The 22513-nt window shown below is 68.2% G+C and carries 24 protein-coding genes and 1 tRNA gene; 7 read left to right on the forward strand and 18 right to left on the reverse strand.

Annotated elements, in window-relative coordinates:
- Nucleotides 1–15: 15 nt before the first annotated feature.
- Entirely contained in the window at nucleotides 16–603 is a 588-nt protein-coding gene (locus ACFWZ3_RS10310) for a lectin (RefSeq protein WP_439707648.1), read from the reverse strand.
- A complete protein-coding gene (hmgA, locus tag ACFWZ3_RS10315; RefSeq protein WP_439707649.1) occupies nucleotides 603–1910 on the reverse strand; it encodes a homogentisate 1,2-dioxygenase in 1308 nt (435 codons plus the stop codon). The genes ACFWZ3_RS10310 and hmgA overlap by 1 nt, the downstream gene beginning before the upstream one ends.
- 122 nt (nucleotides 1911–2032) lie before the next feature.
- Between hmgA and ACFWZ3_RS10320 the strand changes: the two genes are divergently transcribed.
- Complete coding sequence (locus ACFWZ3_RS10320; protein ID WP_439707650.1) at nucleotides 2033–2425, forward strand: DUF5362 domain-containing protein; 393 nt, start codon at nucleotides 2033–2035, stop codon at nucleotides 2423–2425.
- Nucleotides 2426–2447: 22 nt separating this feature from the next.
- On the opposite strand, the gene hppD is transcribed toward ACFWZ3_RS10320, so the two are convergent.
- Nucleotides 2448–3542 (reverse strand): 4-hydroxyphenylpyruvate dioxygenase, encoded by a 1095-nt coding sequence (gene hppD, locus ACFWZ3_RS10325; RefSeq protein ID WP_439707651.1) that lies wholly within the window; start codon nucleotides 3540–3542, stop codon nucleotides 2448–2450.
- Nucleotides 3543–3679: 137 nt separating this feature from the next.
- On the opposite strand from hppD, the gene ACFWZ3_RS10330 reads away from it, so the two are divergent.
- Entirely contained in the window at nucleotides 3680–4153 is a 474-nt protein-coding gene (locus ACFWZ3_RS10330) for a MarR family winged helix-turn-helix transcriptional regulator (RefSeq protein WP_439707652.1), read from the forward strand.
- 179 nt (nucleotides 4154–4332) lie between these two features.
- On the opposite strand, the gene ACFWZ3_RS10335 is transcribed toward ACFWZ3_RS10330, so the two are convergent.
- Nucleotides 4333–5841 carry a peptide MFS transporter gene (locus ACFWZ3_RS10335; protein ID WP_439707653.1) on the reverse strand — a complete coding sequence of 503 codons (1509 nt, stop codon included), beginning with the start codon at nucleotides 5839–5841 and terminating at the stop codon, nucleotides 4333–4335.
- Nucleotides 5842–6000: 159 nt separating this feature from the next.
- The gene (locus tag ACFWZ3_RS10340; RefSeq protein WP_439707654.1) at nucleotides 6001–6843 is read right to left on the reverse strand and encodes a tryptophan 2,3-dioxygenase; all 843 of its coding nucleotides are present in this window, start codon (nucleotides 6841–6843) and stop codon (nucleotides 6001–6003) included.
- 384 nt (nucleotides 6844–7227) lie between these two features.
- On the opposite strand from ACFWZ3_RS10340, the gene pdhA reads away from it, so the two are divergent.
- The 4 genes from pdhA (at nucleotide 7228) to ACFWZ3_RS10360 (ending at nucleotide 11440) form a co-directional block, all read left to right on the forward strand.
- On the forward strand, nucleotides 7228–8313 hold the full coding sequence (pdhA, locus tag ACFWZ3_RS10345; protein ID WP_439707655.1) for a pyruvate dehydrogenase (acetyl-transferring) E1 component subunit alpha: 1086 nt from the start codon (nucleotides 7228–7230) through the stop codon (nucleotides 8311–8313).
- Between the two features lie 3 nt (nucleotides 8314–8316).
- Nucleotides 8317–9297: an alpha-ketoacid dehydrogenase subunit beta gene (locus ACFWZ3_RS10350; protein WP_439707656.1), complete on the forward strand. Its 981-nt coding sequence runs from the start codon at nucleotides 8317–8319 to the stop codon at nucleotides 9295–9297.
- 174 nt (nucleotides 9298–9471) lie between these two features.
- Complete coding sequence (locus ACFWZ3_RS10355) at nucleotides 9472–10860, forward strand: dihydrolipoamide acetyltransferase family protein (RefSeq protein ID WP_439707657.1); 1389 nt, start codon at nucleotides 9472–9474, stop codon at nucleotides 10858–10860.
- Between the two features lie 196 nt (nucleotides 10861–11056).
- Complete coding sequence (locus ACFWZ3_RS10360) at nucleotides 11057–11440, forward strand: VOC family protein (protein ID WP_439707658.1); 384 nt, start codon at nucleotides 11057–11059, stop codon at nucleotides 11438–11440.
- Between the two features lie 117 nt (nucleotides 11441–11557).
- Here ACFWZ3_RS10360 and ACFWZ3_RS10365 read toward each other — a convergent pair whose 3' ends face one another.
- The 8 genes from ACFWZ3_RS10365 to ACFWZ3_RS10400 all read right to left on the reverse strand — a co-directional run bounded on the left by ACFWZ3_RS10365 (nucleotide 11558) and on the right by ACFWZ3_RS10400 (nucleotide 17551).
- On the reverse strand, nucleotides 11558–12202 hold the full coding sequence (locus ACFWZ3_RS10365; RefSeq protein WP_439707659.1) for a DUF6348 family protein: 645 nt from the start codon (nucleotides 12200–12202) through the stop codon (nucleotides 11558–11560).
- Nucleotides 12203–12209: 7 nt separating this feature from the next.
- Complete coding sequence (locus ACFWZ3_RS10370) at nucleotides 12210–12539, reverse strand: hypothetical protein (RefSeq protein WP_439707660.1); 330 nt, start codon at nucleotides 12537–12539, stop codon at nucleotides 12210–12212.
- A 10-nt stretch (nucleotides 12540–12549) separates the two neighbouring features.
- Nucleotides 12550–13908: a tryptophan--tRNA ligase gene (locus ACFWZ3_RS10375; protein WP_439707661.1), complete on the reverse strand. Its 1359-nt coding sequence runs from the start codon at nucleotides 13906–13908 to the stop codon at nucleotides 12550–12552.
- 120 nt (nucleotides 13909–14028) lie between these two features.
- Nucleotides 14029–14943, reverse strand: coding sequence for an arginase (gene rocF, locus ACFWZ3_RS10380; RefSeq protein ID WP_439707662.1), 915 nt, complete (start codon nucleotides 14941–14943; stop codon nucleotides 14029–14031).
- Nucleotides 14944–14991: 48 nt separating this feature from the next.
- Nucleotides 14992–15067 (reverse strand) — tRNA-Thr (locus ACFWZ3_RS10385).
- Nucleotides 15068–15125: 58 nt separating this feature from the next.
- The gene (locus tag ACFWZ3_RS10390) at nucleotides 15126–15800 is read right to left on the reverse strand and encodes an SPOR domain-containing protein (protein ID WP_439707663.1); all 675 of its coding nucleotides are present in this window, start codon (nucleotides 15798–15800) and stop codon (nucleotides 15126–15128) included.
- 27 nt (nucleotides 15801–15827) lie between these two features.
- Entirely contained in the window at nucleotides 15828–16583 is a 756-nt protein-coding gene (locus ACFWZ3_RS10395) for a type III pantothenate kinase (RefSeq protein ID WP_439707664.1), read from the reverse strand.
- A complete protein-coding gene (locus ACFWZ3_RS10400) occupies nucleotides 16580–17551 on the reverse strand; it encodes a biotin--[acetyl-CoA-carboxylase] ligase (protein WP_439707665.1) in 972 nt (323 codons plus the stop codon). Before ACFWZ3_RS10400 ends, ACFWZ3_RS10395 begins: the two co-directional genes overlap by 4 nt.
- Nucleotides 17552–17737: 186 nt before the next feature.
- Between ACFWZ3_RS10400 and ACFWZ3_RS10405 the strand changes: the two genes are divergently transcribed.
- The gene (locus ACFWZ3_RS10405) at nucleotides 17738–18049 is read left to right on the forward strand and encodes a hypothetical protein (RefSeq protein ID WP_439707666.1); all 312 of its coding nucleotides are present in this window, start codon (nucleotides 17738–17740) and stop codon (nucleotides 18047–18049) included.
- A 134-nt stretch (nucleotides 18050–18183) separates the two neighbouring features.
- On the opposite strand, the gene ACFWZ3_RS10410 is transcribed toward ACFWZ3_RS10405, so the two are convergent.
- From ACFWZ3_RS10410 to ACFWZ3_RS10430, 5 genes are all read right to left on the reverse strand, one after another.
- A complete protein-coding gene (locus tag ACFWZ3_RS10410) occupies nucleotides 18184–19560 on the reverse strand; it encodes an ATP-binding protein (protein ID WP_439707667.1) in 1377 nt (458 codons plus the stop codon).
- 83 nt (nucleotides 19561–19643) lie between these two features.
- Nucleotides 19644–20336, reverse strand: a complete 693-nt coding sequence (locus tag ACFWZ3_RS10415) for a response regulator transcription factor (protein WP_209615474.1) — start codon at nucleotides 20334–20336, stop codon at nucleotides 19644–19646.
- Nucleotides 20336–20638 (reverse strand): PepSY domain-containing protein, encoded by a 303-nt coding sequence (locus tag ACFWZ3_RS10420; RefSeq protein ID WP_439707668.1) that lies wholly within the window; start codon nucleotides 20636–20638, stop codon nucleotides 20336–20338. The genes ACFWZ3_RS10415 and ACFWZ3_RS10420 overlap by 1 nt, the downstream gene beginning before the upstream one ends.
- A gap of 77 nt (nucleotides 20639–20715) precedes the next feature.
- Nucleotides 20716–21699: a tRNA dihydrouridine(20/20a) synthase DusA gene (dusA, locus tag ACFWZ3_RS10425; RefSeq protein ID WP_439707669.1), complete on the reverse strand. Its 984-nt coding sequence runs from the start codon at nucleotides 21697–21699 to the stop codon at nucleotides 20716–20718.
- Between the two features lie 65 nt (nucleotides 21700–21764).
- Complete coding sequence (locus ACFWZ3_RS10430; protein ID WP_439707670.1) at nucleotides 21765–22385, reverse strand: TMEM175 family protein; 621 nt, start codon at nucleotides 22383–22385, stop codon at nucleotides 21765–21767.
- Nucleotides 22386–22513: the final 128 nt, after the last annotated feature.

The following is a 22513-nucleotide window of genomic DNA, read 5'->3' on the forward strand; positions in this document are numbered from 1 at the left end:
AACTCCGGATTCAGATTAACCACAGCCTTCCACGTAATCGACCTGCGGCGGCACGCCGGCGCGCCAGTGCGTCACCCTGCCCTGGGTGTCGGTCTCGAAGACCAGCGCGCCCTCGCCCTGCGGCGCTGTCACGCGTAATACTTTGGCGCCGGGGACGTACTTGTGCGGCAGCTCGCTGACCCGTGCACCGTACAACGCGCGGATCTGCTCTGCCCCCATGCCGACCTTGCCGCCGCCCGGCGCAGTCTCCTTCGCTGTCCCCACGTCGTAGCGCACAAAACGGCCGCGTTCGAACATGAAAGCGAAATCGGAGGGTGTCTTCACCCACTTCGGCGTCTGGTAGAAGCATGCCTCGCCCGCTGGGCCGAGGCGCCTGAGCTCACCCTGCCAGGCGGCGGCGAAGGCTTGTTCGTCCATGCCGAAGCTGAGGTCACCGTAACCGTCGTAGCGCGCCATGCCTGCGGAAGGGGTGGCGGTCGGCTGGTCGGTCACCTTAGCGACCGGGGCGCTGGCGGCGGTCGCGTGCGCCGGTGGACCGGCCTGCTCGTAGCTACCGCAGGCGGCGAGCAGCAGGGCGCAGAGCGGGCCTGCGAACCGGCGCATCAAGCGCGTCCCGGCATGAAATGCCGCGCGATGCCCTGCCAGCACTCGTAATAGTTCTTCTGCAACTGCGGCGACTCCAGCGCCTGCCGCGTCGGGCGGATCACCTTGCGCGTCTCGAACATGAAAGCCATGGTGCCGGTGATCACGTCGGCCTTGGACAGGTCGGCACTGGAAGCCTTCTCGAACGTGGCCGCATCCGGCCCGTGGCCGCTCATGCAGTTGTGCAGGCTGGCGCCGCCGGGCACGAAGCCCTCGGCCTTGGCGTCGTACACGCCGGTGATCAGGCCCATGAATTCGCTGGCCACGTTGCGGTGGAACCAAGGCGGCCGGAAGGTGTGCTGCGCGACGAGCCAGCGCGGCGGAAAGATCGCGAAATCCATGTTGGCCGTGCCGGGCGTATCGCTGCCGGAGGTCAGCACGGTGAAGATCGACGGATCGGGATGGTCGTAGCTGATCGAGCCGATCGTGTTGAAGCGGCGCAAGTCGTACTTGTACGGCGCGTAGTTGCCGTGCCAGCCGACCACGTCCAGCGGCGAGTGGCCGATCTTCGCCTGCCACAGGCTGCCCTGGAACTTGGCGATGAGGCGGAAGTCGCCTTCGGCATCCTCGTAGGCCGCGCAGGGAGTGAGGAAATCGCGGGCGTTGGCCAGGCAGTTGGAACCGATGGGCCCAAGGTCGGGCAGGCGCAGCAGGGCACCGAAGTTCTCGCAGACGTAGCCGCGGGCCTCGCCGTCGGGCAGCTCCACGCGAAAGCGTACGCCGCGCGGGATCACGGCGATCTCCTGCGGCTCCAGCTCGATCACGCCCAGCTCCGTGGCCAGACGCAGGCGGCCCTGCTGGGGCACGATCAGCAGTTCGCCATCGGCGTCGTAGAAGAAGCGGCCTTCCATCGAACGGTTGGCGGCATAAAGGTGGATGCCGATACCGGCCTGCTCGGCCGGGCCGCCGTTGCCGGCGATGGTGACCAGGCCGTCGACGAAGTCGATGGGCTGCGCGGGGCTGGGCAGCGGATCCCAACGCAATTGGTTGGGCGTGGCCGGGGCTTCGTCAAAGCGGTTGTGGAGACGCTCGTGCTCCAGCGGCTCGAACGGCTCGTGCACGGCCGCCGGCCGGATGCGGTAAAGCCAGCTGCGGCGATTGAGGTGGCGCGGCGCGGTAAACGCGGTGCCGGAGAGCTGTTCGGCGTAGAGGCCATGGGCCACGCGCTGGGGCGAGTTCTGCCCCTGGGGCAGGGTGCCGGGGATGGCTTCGGTGGCAAATTCGTTGCCGAAACCCGATTGGTACGCCGATGCGTTGCCCGTCTTCATGACCTCAGCTCCGGTAGTCGGCGGGGTCCTGTGCGGCCCCGCCTTTTGCCTCTACTCTCTGCCGACCAGGCCTCCAGGGGGAAGCCCGGTCCACTTACGCAATCAATAACCAGGGGAACCACATGTCTTACGTACCTGCCGCACCCGGCGCGGGCATGCCTGCGCGCGCAACCCGCGAAATCAGCCTGCCGCTGGCATCGGCCGCCGGATGGATGAAGTTCATCGGCATCATGTTCATCATCCAGGGTGCGATCACTGCCCTCACCATCATCGGCATCCTCATTGCGTGGCTGCCGATCTGGACCGGCGTGCTGCTGCTCCAGTCGGCCGGGGCGGCGCAGCGCTCGCAGATCCAGGACGACGCCAATGCACTGATCGAAGCCCTGTCGCGCCTGAAAACCTACTTCGTGATCCAGGGCGTGCTCTACCTGGTCGGCCTCGCCCTGTTGGTCATCTACCTCGTTTTCTTCGGTGCGGTGGTCGCCGCCATGGTGCACAACAACCTCGGTCACTGACCGGCGGTTCCCGCGGCGTGCCTTACAGCACGCCGCGCTTCATCTGGTCGCGCTCGATCGATTCGAACAGCGCCTGGAAGTTGCCCTCGCCGAAGCCTTCGTTGCCCTTGCGCTGGATGATCTCGAAGAAGATCGGCCCGATGTTGTTCTGCGTGAAGATCTGCAGCAGCTTGCGTTGCTTGGTCTCCGGATCGGCATCGATCAGGATCTTGTTCTTGCGCAGGCGCGGCACGTCTTCACCGTTGTCGGGAATGCGCAGGTCGACCACGTCGAAGTAGGTGTCGGGCGTATCGAGGAACTCGACGCCCTGCTCGCGCATCGCTTCGACCGTCGCATAGATATCGTCGGTGAAGCAGGCGATGTGCTGGATCCCCTCGCCGTGGTACGCGTCCAGGTATTCGTTGATCTGGCTCTTCGGGTCGTTCGACTCGTTCAGCGGGATGCGCACGATGCCGTCCGGCGCGGTCATCGCCTTGGACACCAGGCCGGTCTTGGCGCCCTTGATGTCGAAGTAACGGATCTCGCGGAAATTGAACAGCCGCTCGTAGTAGTCCGACCACTTCTGCATGTTGCCGAAGTAGAGGTTGTGCGTGAGGTGGTCGATGAAGGTCAGGCCGAAACCCTTGGGGTTCTGCTCGGCGCCCGGCACCGGCTCATAGTCGCCGTCGTAGACGTCGCCCTTGGCTCCGTAGCGGTCGACCAGGTACAGCATGCAGTCGCCGATGCCCTTGACCACCGGGGCGTTGACCGCCTTGCTCTGGGCCTTGTGCTCGACCGCCTCGCCACCGTTGCCCAGCACCTTCTGGCATACCTCGTCGGCCGGCATCTTGAAGCGGATGGCGAAGCCGCAGGCCGATGGACCGTGCTTGGCGGCGAAGTCGGCGGCAAAGGAGTCCGGGTCCTCGTTGACCAGGAAGTTCACGCCGTTCTGGCGGTAGACGGTGATCGCGCGAGCCTTGTGCTTGAGCACCGCGGTGAAACCCATCTTGCGGAAGAGTTCATGCAGCTCGCCACCGCGACCCGCAGGCGCGGCGAACTCGACGAACTCGAAGCCGTCGATGCCCATCGGGTTCTCGAAGGTGGTGACTTGCATGCCGAGGTTCGGTTGGGCGTTCATGGCGCTCTCCTCAAAGACTGGAAGACGTAGAGTGGGCGGTGCGGCCACGTCCACGAGCATGCGCGGGGGCCACGAAGAATCCGGCTAGATCTCCGTTATAGTTACATATGAAACCATTTGCAAGGAGCCGCGCTGCCGTGCCAGCCAAGCGCCAACCCGTCCGCCCACCGGCCGAGCACGCACCGCTCGAACTGGAGCGTTTCCTGCCCTACCAACTGTCGATCGTCTCCAACACGGTCAGCCAGGCGATCGCCGACGACTACCAGCGCCGCTTCGACCTGGGCGTGACCGAGTGGCGGGTGATGGCCGTGCTGGCGCGCTTCGACGGGCTGTCGGCGCGCGAGGTAGCCGAGCGGACGGCGATGGACAAGGTGGCGGTAAGCCGTGCGCTGGCGCGGCTGGTCGAGGCCGGGCGCGTGGATCGCGCGATCCACGACGGCGACAAGCGCCGCTCGGTGCTCAATTTGAGCGAGGCCGGATGGGCAATCCACGACCAGGTCGCGCCGATGGCGCGCCAACGCGAGCGCGAATTGCTGGCGAAGCTTGATGCCGAGGAACAGGCCTGGCTCGAGCGCATTCTCGACAAGCTGATGCCGCCGGAGCACCACTGATCCTTCCCCCGCTCGGCGGGGAGGGTGCCCGAAGGGCGGATGGGGGTTGGCGGAGCGCGCCGCCGCGTTCCGCCGGGGCGGCTTCCTGATGTCCGGCGAGGGCGAAGCACCCGGCAAGGCTTCCCCCATCCGCCTGTCGGCACCCTCCCCCGCAAGCGGGGGAAGGCTCACTGGCTGGATTACTTGATCCCGTGCATCAGCTTGTTGATCAGCGGCGAGATCAGCAGCAGCAACACGCCCGAGCCCACCAGCACCCAGAAGCAGAAGTTAAAACCCGACAGCGCCGAGGCGACGGTCATGCCGCTCTCGCCGCTGATCGAGCGCGCCACCAGGCCGGAGAAATCACCACCGGCCGCCAGCGACAGGAACCAGCCGCCCATCGCCAGGCCGACGAAGCGCGGCGGCGCGAGCTTGGTCACCATCGACAGACCGATCGGCGAGAGGCACAGCTCGCCCAGCGTCTGCATCACGTAGCACAACACCAGCGGCCAGAACGGGATCAGGCCGGTCGGCCCGAGCAGTTCCTTGAGCGCATACACCAGCACGATGAAGCCCAGGCCGTTGAAGATCAGGCCAAAGCTGAACTTGCGCGGGATCGAGGGCTCCGCATTGCGGCGCGAAAGCAGCGCCCACACCAGCGTCAGCAGCGGTGCGAACGTGAGAATCGCCAGCGGCGTCACCGACTGAAACCAGCCGACCGGGAACACCCAGCCGCCGAACATCTCGCGGTCCACCCAGTTCTCGGCCAGGAAATTGAGCGATGTACCGAACTGGAAGTAGAACGTCCAGAACACCACGCTGAAGACGAACACGATCAGCATGGCGATCACACGGTGGAGCTGTACCCGGTCATGGCGCATCGCCTCGACGATCAACGCCGCCGCCACGCCGATGAACAGCACGCCCAGCAGCCACTGCAGGCCCTCGGCGCCGACGTAGGCGAGCAGTGCATAGATCAACGGCACGGCCACGGCGGTGCCGATCAGCACCCACAGCACGCGCAGGCGGTTTTCCATGCCCGCCAGCGGCCGGCCCACGCCCTTCAGGCCACGGCGGCCGAACCAGAACCACAGGAAGCTCAGCAGCATGCCCACGCCGGCGGCACCGAACACGATGCGGTAGTTCTGCTGCATCGGCGTGTCGGTGAAGTAGGCGGCCATCCAGCCGGTCAGCAGCGGCGCGACGAAGGCGCCGGCGTTGATGCCCATGTAGAAAAGGGTGAAGCCGCGGTCGCGGCGCGGGTCGTCGCGGCCATAGAGCTGGCCGACCATGGTCGAGATGTTGGGCTTGAACAGGCCGTCGCCGGCGATCACCAGCGCGAGGCCCAGCATCATCAGCGGTTGGCTTGGCACCAGCAGCGTGAACAGGCCGGCGGCCATCACCGCTGCGCCAAGCAGGATCGAGCGCTGGTAGCCGATCACCCGGTCGGCCACATAGCCGCCGAAGATCGAGGCGGCGTAGATCAGCGCGGTGTACGCGCCGTAGATGCCGGCCGCCCAGCCCTGCCCCGCCGGATCGCCGTGGAAGAACTGCGCCACGATGTAGAGCACCAGCGCCCAGCTCACGCTGTAATAGGCAAAGCGCTCCCAGAACTCGGTCATGAAGAGCATCCACAGCGGGCGCGGATGGCCGAGCAGCTGCGGATAGTCGGGCGCGGCGGCCGGCGCGGTTTCGGCGGTCTGGGTCATGGATTCCCCTTGGCATGGAGGGACGCGCTCTTTGGCACGCCAATCGGTGACGTGTAACCGGCGCAAGGGCGCCGCGTCAATGGCGGTTTCCTGTAGGAGCGCCCTTGGGCGCGACCGCCCTGCACCACGGTCGCGCCCAAGGGCGCTCCTACAGACGCATCACGTACCGAGCACCGTGCGCACGTCCAGCAACTCCGGGAAGAACTCCAGCTCCAGCGCCTTCTTCAGGAACGAGACGCCGGACGAACCGCCCGTGCCGCGCCGATGCCCGATGATCCGCTCGACCGTTTTCATATGGCGGAAACGCCACAGCTGGAAGCTCTCCTCGACGTCCACCAGCTGTTCGCACAGATGGTATTCCGGCCAGAAATCGCCACGCTGCTCGTAGATGCGCTTGAGTACCGGCAGCAGGCCGGGGTTGCGGCGGTAGGGTTGCGTCCAGTCACGCTCGATCAGTTCCACCGGCACCGCGTGGCCGCGGCGGGCGAGGTAGCGCAGGAACTCGTCGTAAAGGCTGGGTGCCTCAAGCACCTCGCGCAACTGCGCCTGCGCCGCCGGGTCATGGGCGAACACCGCCAGCATGTCGACGTGCTTGTTGCCCAGCGCGAACTCGATCAGCCGGTACTGCAGCGACTGGAAGCCCGAGGAGGGCCCCAGCATGTCGCGGAATTCCAGGTACTCGGCGGGGGTCAGTGTCTCCAGCACCGCCCACTGCTCGAACAGCTGGCGCTGCACCTGCTTCACGCGGGCCAGCACCTTCAGGCAGGCGTCCACGTCGTCCTTGCGCAAATCCTCGATCGCCGCCTTCAGCTCATGGATGACCAGCTTCATCCACAACTCCGAGACATGGTGCTGCACGATAAACAGCATCTCATCGTGGTGGCTGGTGAGCGGCCGCTGCGCGGACAGCAGCGTGCCCAGCTGCAGGTAGCCCCCGTAGGTCATCTTGCCGTTGAGGTCCGTCTCGATCCCGGCTTCGAGGTCGCGTTGGTTGTCGCCCATGGAGTGCTTTCCGTCCCTTTCGATCCAGGCCGCCATGGTAACGGGGGTGCTTCGCAGGCGCGCCTGATCCAGGACAAGGGGAGCGCGGGCGGCAGCCATCGCCGATGCGACGCCGGATTGCTGTTGCGTGACCTGCGACCCCGCGGTCGCGCCCAAGGGCGCTCCTACGGGAACGCTGCAGCGGTGGGCGATTTGGCCGTTGCGCGGCCTCCTGCCGGCACCCTCCACACGCCCGCGCATGTTGCACCGTACCTTGCAGCGCAACACGCGCGCCTGCTATCAAAGGCGGTCTTTTCGGGCCGTTTGCGCGTGCCTGGCCCCGCTGGATGGGCCGCCGCCTCCCCAACGTATCCCATCTCCACTCCACCTTCACGGGAGCGAGTCGTGTCCATCGCCGCCAAGTTTGAAATCGAGTACCTGCAATACCTCGACGCCGAGGGCAAGCAGGTGCGTGACGACCTGCCTGCCTTTGCGCAGGACCTCAACCAGATGGTCGAGCTGTACAAGCTGATGCTGTCCACCCGCGTGTTCGACGCCAAGTCGATCGCACTGCAGCGCACCGGCAAGCTCGGCACCTACGCCTCCTGCCTGGGCCACGAGGCCGCGCACGTGGGCATCGGCAGTGCCATGAAGCCGGAAGACGTGCTGGCGCCGAGCTACCGCGAGTACGGCGCGCAGCTCTACCGCGGCGTGCAGCCGCGCGAGGTCTACATGTACTGGGGCGGCGACGAGCGCGGCAACGATTACCAGAACGAGCCGGCCCGCCATGACTTCGCCTGGTCGGTGCCGATCGCCACGCAGTGCCTGCATGCGGCCGGTTCCGCGCTGGCGTTCAAGATCCGCGGCGAGAAGCGCGTGGCGGTGTGCACCATCGGCGACGGCGGCTCGTCCAAGGGCGACTTCTACGGCGCCATCAACATCGCCGGCGCGCAGAACCTGCCGATGGTCGCGGTGATCGTGAACAACCAGTGGGCCATCTCGGTGCCGCGCAAGATCCAGTCCGGCGCGCCGACGCTGGCGCAGAAGGGCATCGCCGCGGGCCTGTACTGCATCCAGGTGGACGGCAACGACATCATCGCCGTGCGCAAGGCGATGGAGGACGCGCTCGAGCGCGCCCGCAACGGCGAGGGCGGCACCGTCATCGAGGCCGTCACCTACCGTCTGGGCGACCACACCACCGCCGACGACGCTCGCCGCTACCGCGGCGAGCAGGAGGTCAAGGACGCCTGGGCGAAAGATCCGGTCAAGCGCCTGAAGAACTGGCTGGTGGCCAAGAAGGTGTGGGACGACAAGAAGGAAGAAGCCTGGAAGGCCGAGTGCGACGACTGGATGGACAACGAGGTCAACGCCTACCTCGAGACCAAGACCCAGCCGGTCACCGCGATGTTCGACTACACCTTCGCGGAAGTTCCCGCCGACCTGGAAAAGCAGCGCGACCTCGCGCTCTCGCTCGAGAACAAGGCTCACTGACCCATGGCACAGATCACCCTTATCGAAGCAGTCACCCAGGCGCTCGCCTACGAGATGGCGCACGACGAATCGGTCGTGGTGCTGGGTGAGGACGTAGGCGTCAACGGCGGCGTGTTCCGCGCGACCCAGGGCCTGCAGGAGAAGTTCGGCGAGCTGCGCGTGCTCGACACGCCGCTGGACGAAACCACCATCGCCGGCGTCACCGTCGGCCTGGCCGTGCAGGGCATGAAGCCCGTGGCCGAGGCCCAGTTCGAGGGCTTCATCTACCCGATGATGGAGCAGATCGCCTGCCACGCCGCGCGCCTGCGCAACCGCACCCGCGGCCGCCTCACCGTGCCGGCCGTGTGGCGCGCCCCGTGGGGCGGCGGCATCCGTGCGCCGGAGCATCATTCCGAGGCGAACGAGCACCTGTTCACCAACATCCCCGGCCTGCGCGTGGTGATGCCCTCCTCGCCGGCGCGGGCCTACGGCCTGCTGCTGGCGGCGATCCGCGATCCGGATCCGGTGATGTTCTTCGAGCCCAAGCGCATCTACCGCCAGTACAAGGAAGAAGTGCCGGACGACGGCGAGGCGCTGCCGCTGGACGTGTGCTTCGTGCTGCGCGACGGCACCGACGTGACCCTGGTGACCTGGGGCGCGCAGGTGAAGGAGACGCTGGAAGCGGCCGACGCGCTGGCCGCCGAGGGCATCAGCGCCGAGGTGATCGACGTCGCCACGCTGACCCCGCTGGACTTCGACACCATTGCCGAATCGGTCGCCAAGACCGGCCGCTGCGTGATCGTGCACGAGGCCCCGAAGACCGCGGGCTTTGGCGCGGAGATCGCCGCGCGCCTGGCCGAGGAATGCATGTTCGACCTGCTCGCGCCGGTCGAACGCGTGACCGGCTTCGACACGCACATCCCGCTGTTCCGACTGGAAATGAAATACCTGCCCAGCACCGAGCGCGTGGTCGAGGCGGCCAAGCGCACGCTGGCCGCTTCTTGATCCTTCTCCCCTCCGGGGAGAAGGTGCCCGGAGGGCGGATGAGGGGCCGAGGCTTGCGGTAAATCCCATCATGACGTGAAGGCTTCGATGGATTTCCAGGCGAGCCCCGCCCCCTCACCCCAGCCCTCTCCCCGCAGGGGAGAGGGAGAAAACCCAAAACCTGGAAGCTTACTCATGGCTGACATCAAGACGTTCTACCTGCCCGACCTCGGCGAAGGCCTGCCTGACGCGACTATCGTCGAATGGCACGTGAAAGTCGGCGACACGATCAAACTCGACGCGCCGCTGGCCTCGATGGAAACCGCCAAGGCGGTCGTCGAGGTGCCCTCGCCCTACACCGGCAAGGTGACCAAGCTGTACGGCGCCGCTGGCGACGTGATCGAGACCGGCGCCGCGCTGGCCGACTTCGAGCCCGATCCGAACGCCAAGCAGCGTGCCGAGGCCGAGGCCACCGGCCACCACCATGGTCCGAAGAAGAGCGTCGGCAGCCCGGCGCCGGATGACGGCCACAAGGTGGTTGCCTCCGACGAAGGTGGCGAAGTCGAGACGAACGGCAAGGACCGCGAGGACGAGGGCACCGTGGTCGGCGCGATGGTCAGCGGCAACACCGTGCACGTCGAGCAGGCTGCCAGCATCGGCGGCGTCAAGGCGGTACCGGCGGTGCGCGCGCTGGCGAAGAAGCTGAAAGTCGACCTCACCAAGGTGCGCCCGACCGGCGCCGAGGGCGTGGTCACCATGAAGGACGTCAAGGACGCCGCCGCCAACGGCAGCGCCCCGCTCGGCGGCACGCCGGCGCGCGCGGTGCCGGCCTCGGCCGGTCGCCACCTGGCGCCGGAACTGCCCGAGCCAGGCCCGGCCCCGCAGCGCGGCCCCGTCTCGCTGGCCGGCAAGCCGGTGCGCACCGCGCCGCCATCGCAGCAGGCCAGCGGCCAGCCGGAGCAGCTGAAGGGCGTGCGTCGCAACATGGCCCGGGTGATGGCCGACGCCCACGCCCAGGTCGTGCCGACCACGCTGGTCGACGACGCCGACCTGCACGCCTGGCTGGGCAAGCAGGACATCACCGCCCGGCTGATCCGCGCCATCGTCGCCGCCTGCAAGGCGGTGCCGGCGCTCAACGCCTGGTTCGACGGCAAGAACCTCACCCGCACGATGCACCCGCACGTCGACATCGGCATCGCGGTCGATACCGACGACGGCCTGTTCGTGCCGGCCCTGCGCAACGCCGACGTGCTCGACGGCGCCGGCGTGCGCGCCGCGATCAAGCGCCTGCGCAGCCAGGTCGAAGACCGCACGATCCCGCCGTCGGAACTCTCCGGCTACACCATCAGCCTGTCCAACTTCGGCATGTTCGCCGGCCGCTACGCGACGCCGGTGGTGGTACCGCCGTGCGTGGCGATCATCGGCGCCGGCAAGCTCAGCCACGACGTAGTCGCCGTGATGGGCGGCATCGAAGTGCATCGCCGCATGCCGATCAGCCTGACCTTCGATCACCGCGCTGCGACCGGCGGCGAGGCGGCGCGCTTCCTGAAGGCGTTGCTGGACGATCTGGCGCTGCCGCAATAAAGCGAGGAACGGGAGCGGGAAACGGCAAGCTGGCCGCAAACCGCTCTCTCTCCCCCGGCCCCGCCGGGGGAGAGAGAGCTGGGGAGAGGGGGAGGCCCTTGCTTCCACACCCACCCGGGAACGGAGCGCTTTGCGCTCCGTTTTCTTTTCACGCCTCCGGGCGCACTCTCGGCCTTCCGTATGCACGGAGGTCCCCATGCACCACAGCCGCCTCAGCACCATCGTGCTCGACTGCCAGCTCGACGACCTGCAGCCGGCCATCCGCTTCTGGAGCGCCACGCTGGGCAAGCTCGTCGAGGATGCCGACCAGGACGGCGACGGCCGCTACGCCGCACTCGCCACCGCCGACGACGAGCCGATCATCCTGCTGCAGAAGGTCGCGCACGAAAGCCGCGTGCACCTGGATATCGAAACCGACGATCTCGACGCCGAAGTGGCTCGCCTGGAAGCGCTGGGCGCACGTGCCATCGCCTTCGTCCGCGAGCGCTGGTGGGTAATGCAGGCGCCCACCGGCCACCGCTTCTGCGTGGTGCAGAAGCAGCGCGAGCGATTCGGGCCGCATCTCAACAGCTGGGAGTAGGCAGGGAGCGCAACCCCGGCATCGACCGATACCCGTGTGCGACCGTGATGCATGGCGGTCGCGCACAGGTGCGCTCCTACAGAAAGTCCGCGAGCGGTTGGGTCCGGCGCCGGAGGCTCAGTAATCCCGGACGTCCAGCGCGATCAGGTTGCGCACGTCGTACGCCTGCGCGGCCTCCGGCCACGTCAGCGACGCCAGTGCACGATCGCCGGCCGGCCACGGCGCATTGTCCAGCAGCACCTCGGTGGCCAGCGTGCCATCGGCGGTGCGGCGCAGGAACAGCCGGATCCAGTGCAGGTGCGGCGCGAGCGATTCGCTCTTCAACGCGTCCGCCACGCTGGCGATGGCGCCGGACGGCACGTCGACGTCCGCATCTTCCACGGCGAAGCGCCCGATGAAGGCGTCCCACTGGCGCAGGCCGATCTCCCACTGCGCCAGATCCAGCTTGCGCTCGTCGGTGACGTACCAGCAGGCGGCCAGCAATACCGGCAGGTCGCTGCGCGCGAAGCGATCCAGCGCATCGCGCCAGCCCGCCTCGCCCTGCCCGTTGCCGGCGTAGCTGAGCTCGAGCTGGCGCTCTTCTTCCAGCACCAGATCGACGTCCAGTCGTCCGGGCTCGCCCATGGCGGAGGCGTCCTGCCAATGCGCGCGCAGCGCCGGATAGTCGCCGTCGGTCAGCAACCAGTCTTCGTCAGGCTCGAGTTCCACGTCGTGCCGCTCGAACAGGCGGGCCAGTTGGATGTGCAGCTTGTCGGAAGTCATCGGGAGCTCACCGGCGCGCCTGGCGCCACAGCAGATAGCGGAGAAGCATCGCCAGTCCCAGCACAGCCACGCAGGCGCCGTAGCCAAGCAAGGCCGGCAGCACCTGCTGCCAGATCGCGCCACTGGCGCGGCCGAAGGCGTCGACCTGCGGCGGCGGCGCGGCTTCGAAGCCCCAACCGGCGCTCACCGCTGCCGCGATCGCCGCAAGCACCAGCGCGAGCCAGTCGAACGCGCGGCGCGCGGCCGTCCGCGGCAGGCTCTTGGGATAAGTGAAGTACGCCCAGGCCAGCACCAGCAGCCAGGGCGCGAGCAGCAGCAGCGCGAGATAGCGAAGCATGGCGCTCTCCTCACGTTTCGCCGGCGAGCAGGTCGAGCGCCTCGCGCAGCCGGCCCAGCGCCTGGTCGCGCGCCGCGTCGTCGGCGAACGCGGGTGTGTTGCCGACTTCGTTGCCATCGAGTTCGAGCACGACACCCGCGGAGGTATTCCGCAGCGTGGCGGCGCGACCGTCCTGCTTGAGCTGCTTCTGCGCTGCGCCGGCCGCCTTGGGATCGTCGAAGGCGCGCGAGAGCAGCAGCTCCTCGCCATCACCGGCGAACAGGCGGAAGCGGAAACGGCCATCTTCGTCGCGGAAGCTGGCCAGACGCGGCGGCTTGTCGCCGCGCGGCTTGGCCGCGGCAGCGGTACTGGTCGCCACCACGTGGCTGCCCAGGCCCACCGCATCGCGCAGGCGTGCCATCTTCGGCGTGGCGATCGCGCGTGCCTTGCGTGCGCCTTCCTGCAGGATCGCCTCGATGTGCGCAGGCTGCGCGATCAGCGCGTCGTAGCGCTCGCGCATCGGAGCGATCTGGCCCTCCAGCAGTTCGAACAACGCCTGCTTGGCCTCGCCCCAGGACAGGCCCGATTCCAGTGCTTTGCGGAACGCGGCGGCCTCGGCCTCGTTGGCGAACGCGCGATAGAGCGTGTACACCGAGGAGCTTTCCGGATCCTTCGGCTCGCCCGGCAGGCGCGAGTCGGTGACGATGCGCATGACCGCCTCGCGCAGCGCCTTGGTGCCGCCGGCGAACAGCGGGATGGTGTTGTCGTAGCTCTTGGACATCTTGCGCCCGTCCAGGCCCGGCAGCGTCGCCACCTGTTCCTCGATCTGCACTTCCGGCAGCACGAAGAAGTCCTGGCCGTAGATGTGGTTGAAGCGCTGCGCGATGTCGCGCGCCATCTCCAGGTGCTGGATCTGGTCGCGCCCCACCGGCACCTTGTGCGCGTCGAAGGCGAGGATATCGGCGGCCATCAGTACCGGGTACATGTACAGGCCTGCGGTGACGCCGGCATCCGGGTCCTCGCCGGTCTCCACGTTGCGGTCGACCGCCGCCTTGTAGGCATGCGCGCGGTTGAGCAGGCCCTTGGCGGTGACGCAGGTGAGCAGCCAGGTGAGCTCCGGGATTTCGGGGATGTCCGACTGGCGATAGAACGTCACCCGCTCCGGATCCAGCCCGCAGGCCAGCCAACTCGCCGCGATCTCCAGCCGCGACCGCGCCACGCGTGCCGGATCGTCGCTCTTGATCAGCGCGTGGTAGTCAGCCATGAAGAAGAACGCATCGACGTCCTCGCGCCGGCTGGCCGCGATCGCCGGTCGGATGGCGCCGGCATAGTTGCCCAAGTGCGGGGTACCGGTGGTGGTGATGCCGGTGAGGACGCGCGTTCGGTTCATGGCTTCTTTCGTTTCTGGATACGAGGACACGACCGGCAGCACGCGCTGCCAGCCGGTCGATGATAGGCGTTCGCAAGCCGGGCCGGTATGCGCGCTGCTGTCGCAGACCGGTGCGGGCGGTCAGCGGATCAGCGTGGACTTGCCGAACAGCGACTCGACCAGGTCGACCGCCAGCTTGCCGGTCTGGTTGCGCTTGTCGTACGCGGGGTTCAACTCGACGATGTCCAGCGAGCCCAGTCGGCCGGTGTCGGCGATCATCTCCATGCACAGCTGCGCCTCGCGGTAGGTCGGACCGCCGCGCACGGTGGTGCCCACGCCGGGGGCGATCGACGGATCGAGGAAGTCGACGTCGAAACTGACGTGCAGGTGGGTGTTCTCGTCGATGTCGGCCAGCGCCTCTTCCATCGTGCGCTTCATGCCGACCTCGTCGATATGGCGCATGTCGAAGATCTGCATGCCGGCCTCGAGCACCAGCTTCTTCTCGTCGTCGTCCACCGAGCGGATGCCGACCTGGCGGAATACGCTCGGCGAGGTCGAGGGCGAGTGGCTGCCGATGCCGGTGAGCGCATCCGGGCCATTGCCGCACAGGCAGGCCACCGGCATGCCATGAATATTGCCCGAAGGCGTCGCATCGGCGGTATTGAAGTCGGCGTGCGCATCCAGCCAGAGCACGCGCAATTTTTTGCCGGTGTCACGGCAATGGTCGGCCACGGCCGAGATCGAACCGATCGCCAGGCAGTGATCGCCACCGAGCATCACCGGCACGCGACCGGCCTGCAGCTCCTGGCGTACGGCCGTATGGACGGCCATGTTCCAGGCCGTCACCTCGTCCAGATGACGGTAGCCGTTCTCCGGCGGCAGCCACGGGTTGAGCGGGCCCTGCAGGTTGCCGCGGTCGATCACTTTCATCCCGCGCGCTTCGAGCTTCTCGCCCAGCCGGGCCACGCGCAGCGCTTCGGGCCCCATCGAGGCGCCGCGATGGCCCGCGCCGATATCCGTGGGTGCGCCGATCAGGCTGACTGTCTGCTGGGTCATAAGGGCCTCGTCCGTCCGGTGGGGTGCCCGCGCGCGCTGGCGCGCGGCTGGTGCCGGCAGCAGGAGTCGAACCCGCGACCTACTGATTACAAATCAGTTGCTCTACCAACTGAGCTATGCCGGCCTTGAGAAGGCATGAAGTCTAGCAGGCAGGGCGCCGACGCGCCCGCTGGCGGGCGAGCCTAGAAACAGGTGGTGCTGTGCGATCCGATCCCGGCGGTGCGGACCCGGCCGTGCCAATCGAAGCGGGCACCGTCGGCCACGACCAGGTCGAGCCAGTATTCGGGCACCTGCTCGGTGCGTTCCTGGATCTGCGCGGGGAAACCGGCGGTGGTGACCTCGTCGCGGCGCTTGCGCGCGTTGGCCGGGTCTTTGAACAGGCCCAGCGAGATGGCGTTGGACTGGTCGCCGGAGCTCATGACGAAGTAGTCGCCGACGTTGGCCGATTCCAGCCGTCGTGCCAGCGCGAGCGCCTGGGCGCGGGCACCGGGCGCGGGCAGGTAGACCCACCAGGCGCGCGTCTCGGTGGTCTGCTCCTGGCGCGAGCGCATGCGCACGCCCGGGCCGGTCAGTGCGGTACGGGCATTGCGCAGGTCCTGCGGGGTATCGAACGGGCCGATCGCCAGGCAGCGGGTTTCCAGCGCCGCGGCAGTGCTGGCGGCGGGCGCCGGGACGGTGGCCGGCGACGGAATGACCGGCGGCAACGGTGGCGCAGTCTGCTCGGACAACAGGTGCAGCATCGGCACGCCCGGGTCGGTCACGCTACGCCCGTGCGAGTCGTCCTGGCCTAGTACCAGCCAGGCACCCACCGCGATATTGAGCGCGATCAGCAGGACGAACAGCAGGCGCAGGAACATCGGACTCCCCCCGGGTGGACGCACATCTTAGGGCGTCGCGGCGGCGCCTGACTGTGCCTGCGCCCACACCGCCAGGCCGTGCAGCACGCCGTGCTCGACCATGGTCGCCGACAGGCCGAGCAACGGCACCAGGCCCTCGGCATCGCCGCCATCGAGGCGTACCGTCGGGACGCCGCCGAAGCGTGGGGCCATGCGCACGGCGAAACGTTCGACCAGTGCGGCGGCCGCCTGCCAGCAGCCGGAGACGACCGCGTCGGACGTGTTGTCGGCCGCGTCCACCAGCACCCCGTCGCCACGCGGGCGCACTTGTGCGGTGGCGCCGAGCAGGGCTTGCTGCATCAGCCGCGGGCCGGGGGCGATCAGGCCGCCCAGGTGCCGGCCATCCGCGGCCAACGCATCCAGCGTGAGCGCGGTGCCGACGCCGATCAGCACGCAGTCGCCCGCGCCGGCGGCGCGGGCCGCGACCATCGCCAGGAAGCGGTCGACACCCAACCGAGCGGGCTCGGGGTAGGCATTTCGCACACCGCAGGCCATCGCCGGCGTGCGCAACCAGGTGACCTCAAGTCCGAACAGCGCGCGCACCTGTGCCGCCACCGCTTGCTCGCGTTCGGCATCGACCACCGATGCGCCGAAGGCCGCCACCGGCGCCGGCAGGGTCTGCCAGGTGGCGGCGAGCAGCGCCAGATCCTCGTTCCAGGCCGCCGCGCCTTGAGCGTGCCAGCGGCCGTGGTCCTCCAAGGCCCATTTCAGGCGCGTGTTGCCGAGGTCCAGCAGCAGCCTCATGCGCGACGGACCGTGACGTCCGCGCTGTCGATCGAGCGCAGCTCGCCGTTGCCGAGGCGCACCTGCAGCGCGCCGCGTGCATCGACGCCAGCGCCCACGCCCTCGAAATGGCCTTGCGCGCCACTGAGCTTGAGCTGACGCCCGGCAAGCAGGTCGTGGCGAGCGTAATCCTCCGCGAAGGGTGCGAAGCCATACCGCTCGAACTCGCGCAGCCCCTCGACCAGCGCGGCGATCAGCCGGGCGGCCACCAGGTTGCGATCGGGCATCTCGGTTGCCAGCGTGGCAAGGTCGCAAGCCGGTTGCCCGGCCTGTTCCCGCAGCGCCTCGGTCAGGCGCAGGTTGAGACCCACGCCGATCACCGCGGCGCACGGCCCCTGGTATTCGCCGCTCAATTCCACCAGCACGCCGGCCAGCTTGCCGCCGCCGGCCAGCACGTCGTTGGGCCATTTGAGGCCCGCACCCGCGATGCCGAGCGAGTCGATCGCGCGCAGCACCATGGTGCCGACCGCCAGCGACAGGCCCGAGAGCGCGCCGAAGCCGCGGTCAAAACGCTTGAGGCAGGAGAGATACAGGTTCAGCCCGGGCGGCGACAGCCAGCTGCGCCCGCGACGGCCGCGCCCGGCGGTCTGCGTTTCGGCGAGAACCATGGAGAAGTCGGCCGCGTCGGCCAGCCGACGCTGCAGTTCGCTGGAGGTCGAATCCAGTTCCCAGTGCACCTCCAGCGCGCCCAGGCGCGAGGCGCACGCACGCGGCAGCGCGGCACGGATGCGCGTGGCATCCAGCAACTGCACCGGCCAGGGCAGCCGGTAGCCGGCGGCGCCACGCGCCTCGACCGGCACGCCACGCGCGCGCAGCGTCTCGACCTGCTTCCAGATGGCCGCGCGGGTGACGCCCGCACGGTCGGCGAGCTGCGCGCCGGAGACGGCTTCACCGGAGGCCAGTGCGGCCAGCAGTTGTTGGGCCTGCATCAGCCACATGCTCCAGGGTCGGACCCGGCGACGCGGGCGGGGAAAGGGGTCTCGCGCATCGGGAGATTCTAGCCGTTCCGGCGCCCCGTCACGCCCCGCGGCGCCGCTCGCGCCGGGCACTGGCAAGCCCCTCACGTTTCTGCGACGATCCGGAGCCTTGGCTGGTGGATCAAGGGGTTGGTCGCCATGGAACTGAAACGCTGCCTGTTCGGATGCCTGCTCGCGCTCGCCAGCGTGGGCACCGCGTCGGCCATGGGCGTGTCCACCCAGGACCCCACCGCCCCGCACGCGACCATCGACAGCGGCAGCCACGACGGTGGCGGCGCGGGCAGCGACAGCTCGAGCGCCAATCACGACTGCATCCTGCCCGATGCTGCCGGCGACAGTGCCGATGACAGCAGCACCGGCGGTGGCGGCGGTGCCATGACGCCGCATCCGCGCGCCAGCCGCCGCAGCAGCCTGGGCTGGCAGTCGCTGTTGCCCGGTTCGATCCAGTAACCGATCGGTTCCGTTCCCCGAGGCCGCGTCCTTCGTAGCCTCGATCCCAGGCGACGGACGTCGCGTGGATGGGTACCTCGCGAGGCCCGTTCCTCATCAGCCCCTTCCCTGAGGGAAGCTGGCTCCAGGAAGCGCTAGCTCGCCGGGAGGTTCACGCTGAAGCGCGCGCCGCCCAGTTCGGGCGAGCGGTCGACCACCAGTTCGCCGCGGTATGCCTTGACGATGTCCTGCACGATGGAAAGGCCGATGCCGTGGCCCTGGACGCGCTCGTCGCCACGCACGCCGCGTTGGAGCACCTTCTCGATCTGGTCCTCGGCGATGCCGGGGCCGTCGTCCTCCACGCTCAGCCACAGTCCCGGACGCTGGCGGGCCGCCTGCGGCTGCGCCTTGACCACCAGCAGCACGCGGTGGCCGGCCCACTTGAAGGCGTTTTCCAGCAGGTTGCCCATCAGTTCCAGCAGATCGCCCTGCTCGCCGTAGAACGCCGCCCCCTCGTCCATCTCGAACTCGCACAGCACGTTCTTGGCCGCGTAGACCTTCTCCAGGCTGCGCACCAGGTCCTCGGCGTGGCCGGCGATCGGCACCGCGCTGGCAAAGGTTTGCCGACCGGAGGTGGCGGCGCGGGCGAGCTGATAGGCGACCAGTTCGTCCATGCGCCGCACCTGGTCGAGCACGTCGCCGCGCAGGCCTGGCTGGTCGCCAACCGATTCCAGCCGCGAACGGATCACCGCCAGCGGCGTCTTCAGGCTGTGCGCCAGGTCGGCCAGCGTGTTGCGGGTGCGGGTGCGCTGCTCGCGCTCCGAATCGATGAAAGCGTTGATGCGGTCGGTCAGCGGGATCAATTCCAGCGGGTACTGGCTGTCCAGATGGTCGCTCTTGCCGCGCTCCACGCGCGCCATGTCGGTGGCGACCTTGCGCAGCGGCGTCAGGCTCCAGCGCAAGAGCAGCAACTGCAGCACGATCAGCATCACGCCCAGGATCGACAGCATGCCGACCAGGGTGCGCCGGTACACCGCGTTCTCGCCTTCGAACTGGCTCTCGGTCTGCGCGACCATGAAGGTCAGCCGCAGCGGCTTCTTGCCGGGCACGTCCCACGCCACGCCCAGGGCGTAGTAGTAGAGCCGGCCCATGCGCGTGTCGATCGGACCGGCAAAGCGGTTCTCGCCGGGGTCCAGCGTCTTGAGGAAGGCGAAATCACGGCCGATCGCGGAGGACGATTCCCAGCGGAAACCCTTGTCGCCCAGCACGACCGCGTAGAGGCCCGAACCGGGTTGCGAGAAGCTCGGGTCCGGCGGTGCGTCCGGCAGCAGCACCTTGCCGTAGCGCGACACCTCGCTGCCGGCCAGGTAGGCGATCACGTAGTTCTGCAGCCGGTCGTGCAGGTTGTTGAGCGCGGTCTCGTGGTTGGCCCGCGAGAGCGTCAGCCCGACCAGCCCGAGGAAGCCGGCCAGCACCAGGCCGGTGGCAATGGCCGCGCGCGCCGCCAGCGAAAACGGACGGGGCGCGAACATGGATCAGCGACCGCCCGTGGGCTGCGGGCGGCGCGAGGCGTGCATCATGCTCAGGAGCCGCCGCAGGACCATGGACCCGGGACTCAGTCGTCGTCGCCGTCGCTGCGCGGAATGGCGAAGCGGTAGCCGCGGCCGCGCACGGTCTCGATCGGCTTGAGCGCGCTCTCCGGATCGAGCTTGCGGCGCAGGCGGCCGATGAACACTTCCAGCACGTTCGAGTCGCGGTCGAAATCCTGCTGGTAGATGTGTTCGGTGAGATCGGCCTTGGAGACGAGCTCGCCGGCGTGCAGCATCAGGTATTCGAGCACCTTGTACTCGTAGCTGGTCAGGTCGACCGGCTTGCCTTCGACGGTCACCGTCTGCGCGGTGGTGTCCAGCTTGATCGGGCCGCAGGCGAGCACCGGCTTGGACCACCCGCTGGCGCGGCGGACCAGCGCATTGATGCGCGCCAGCAGTTCCTCGACGTGGAACGGCTTGACCAGGTAGTCGTCGGCGCCGTGCTTGAGGCCCTCGACCTTGTCCTGCCAGGAGCCGCGTGCGGTAAGGATCAGGATCGGATAGCGCTGGCCGGCCTCGCGCAGCGCCTTGACCAGTTCCATGCCCGACATCTTGGGCAGACCCAGGTCGATGATCGCCAGGTCGAAGGGGACCTCGCGCCCCAGGTAGATGCCCTCCTCGCCGTCCTGCGCGGCGTCGACCGCGAAGCCGTCACGCTTCAGCCGCGCGGCGAGGGTCTCGCGCAAGGGAGCCTCGTCCTCGACCAAAAGGATGCGCATCAGTGTTTCTCCTTCTTGCCTGCGCCGTTGCCGGCCGGTGGTTTGCCCGTGCCCGCACGCGGGGCATCGGACGAAATCGAGATGGTCCGCACGTGGCCTTCCGGGGTGAGCACCTTGATGCGGTACTCGGTCCGCCGGCCGAACTTGCGCGGATCAGCCGACAATATCTTACCGCCGGTGTCCTGTTGCACCTTCGCCACCGCCTCTTCCAGTGTCATCGGCGTCTTTTCCTGCGGCGGAACGGCATGCGCAAGCACCGGCAGCAGCAGGGCCGGCAGGCAGGCGAGGAGGCGTCGGGGCAACAGAGTCGGCAAGGCGGTGGCTCGGATTCAAATGGATACCAGCCTAGGCAGGCCGGGCTGAACACTGGCCGGCCGGCTCATGCCGCGTCCCGACGGCCGCTGGCGGCCTGTTCGAGCAGGCTCCAGCCCGCGCCGGGCAGATGCGCGCCCTCGCTCAGCACGCGCCGGAACGTGCGCGCGCCAGGCTCGCCCTGATACAGCCCGAGCAGGTGCCGGCTGATGTGCTTGAGCGCGGTGCCGCGCCGCAGCTCCGCCTCCACGTAGGGGCGCAGGTGCCCGAGCACCTCCTCGCGCGAGGGCATCGGCGCGCCATACAGCGCCGCCTCCAGCTGCGCCAGCAGGTAGGGATCGTGGTAGGCCGCGCGGCCCAGCATCACGCCGTCGACCTGGGTCAGGTGCGCCTGCACCGCCTCTACCGTCGTGATACCGCCGTTGATGACCACCACCAGTTGCGGGAACTCGCGCTTGAGGCGGTACACCCGTTCGTAATCCAGTGGAGGGACCTCGCGGTTTTCCTTCGGGCTCAGGCCCTTCAGCCAGGCCTTGCGCGCATGCACCACCAGCACTTCGACGCCCGCCGACACCATCGTTTCGGTGAAATGCTGCAGGTCCGCGTAATCATCCTGCTCGTCCACGCCGATGCGGCACTTGACCGTCACCGGCACGTCCACGACATCCCGCATCGCCCGCACGCAATCGCCGACCAGCGCCGGCTCGCGCATCAGGCAGGCGCCGAAGCGGCCGGACTGCACGCGGTCGGACGGGCAGCCGACGTTGAGGTTGATCTCGTCATAGCCGGCCTGCGAGCCCAGCCGCGCCGCCTGCGCGAGTTCCGCCGGGTCGCTGCCGCCCAGTTGCAGCGCGACCGGATGCTCCTGCTGGCTGTGCTCGAGCAGGTGCAGCTGGCCACCGCGCACCAGCGCGGCGCTGGTCACCATCTCGGTATACAGCCGCGCGTGGGGCGACAGAAGCCGGTGGAAGTAGCGGCAGTGCCGGTCCGTCCAGTCCATCATCGGCGCGACGGTCAGGCGGAAATCGGCGGGAGCGGGGGAGGAAGCCATCCGTCCATTGTAGGCGGGCGGCTGGCCGGCTGCCCGCGAGGCAAGGCGTTACCGCATCGGGGAAGCTAGGACGCCCGCCGATCCATGCGAGCCGTCCAGCTCATACCCCCGACGATCGCCAGCAGGATGCCCAGCGCGACCCAGGGATGCGGCTCATACAGGATCACGATGAACGCGCCCACCGCGGGTGCGAGGATTTCGAACAACCAGCGCAAGGCCCGCGCGCGGGGTACCTCCGGCGCCAGCCTCGCCACGAACGCCAGGTAGGCCCAAAGCAACGCTGTCGCACCGAACGTCGCCAATACGGCCGCCACGTAGACGACGATGCCCTTGCCGTGGGTGACTTCGATCACGTAGCGGGTCGCCATCGGCATCAGCGCGACGATGCTGAGCAGCGCGAGGTTGATTGCCGTGCCTACGCCGTCGACGTCACGCAAATGCGCCACGATCCGGCGGTGGTGGAACCAGATCACGCCGATCAGCAGGAAGCTGATGAAATAAACCAGCAGCGGCGTCGACCATGCATCCCACAGCGAGCCGGCGGCGATGGATTCGGGCGGGCGGATCTCCAGCGCCGACAGCGTGATCGCGATGGCGAACACGCCATCGGAAAGCATCACCATGCGATCGAGGTGGCGCTGGCCGACGTGGTGGTCGGAAATCGGTTCCTGTACGCGACTGCCCATCCCGCTTGCTCCTTTGCTATCCACCCCGGCGCGCCATGATGCCGCAGGCCGCCGACGGCGTCATGGCGCGCAGCGGCCGGCCGGATCACGTATCCTGTATCGCTGCCGCCGCGCGCCGCGTGGCGCCC

Source organism: Frateuria sp. GZRR35, from assembly GCF_051900415.1.
In the GTDB taxonomy this organism is placed as follows: domain Bacteria; phylum Pseudomonadota; class Gammaproteobacteria; order Xanthomonadales; family Rhodanobacteraceae; genus Frateuria_A.